This window comes from Blautia sp. MCC283 (assembly GCF_018785565.1).
Lineage (GTDB): Bacteria > Bacillota > Clostridia > Lachnospirales > Lachnospiraceae > Blautia_A.
In genome coordinates, this window is the sequence record NZ_WQQB01000055.1 from 1 (window position 1) to 465 (window position 465).

Sequence of the window (465 nt, forward strand, 5' to 3'; positions counted from 1 at the left end):
AACCATAGTATAATACAAATATGAACACAACATATAAATCAAACAACAATGTCGTCTATTCCTGTAAATACCATGTAGTATGGTGTCCAAAGTATAGACGAAAAGTATTAATTAACGGTGTGGACGTCCGGCTGAAGGAGCTGCTCACAGAGTATGCTGCAAATCTTTCTGTAGACATTCTGGAGATGGAGATCATGCCAGACCATGTTCATATGCTTTTGGAAGTAGATCCTCAGTTTGGCATCCACAAAGCTGTAAAGTCATTTAAAGGCTATACGTCCAGAATTTTAAGACAGGAATTTCCCTATCTTAAAACGAAAATGCCGACTCTCTGGACAAACAGCTATTTTGTATCGACGGTAGGCGGTGCTCCGCAGGAAACAGTAAAACAGTATATTGAAAACCAGAAAACATCGCAGAGACAAAAGGATAAGATGGGATAATGCAAAAAGGAATTAAATTTAG

The 465-nt window shown here is 38.3% G+C and carries 1 protein-coding gene; it reads left to right on the forward strand.

Annotation, left to right across the window (positions count from 1 at the left end):
• The first annotated feature begins 20 nt into the window (after positions 1-20).
• The gene (gene tnpA, locus GPK81_RS14945; RefSeq protein WP_059086645.1) at positions 21-443 is read left to right on the forward strand and encodes an IS200/IS605 family transposase; all 423 of its coding nucleotides are present in this window, start codon (positions 21-23) and stop codon (positions 441-443) included.
• Positions 444-465: the final 22 nt, after the last annotated feature.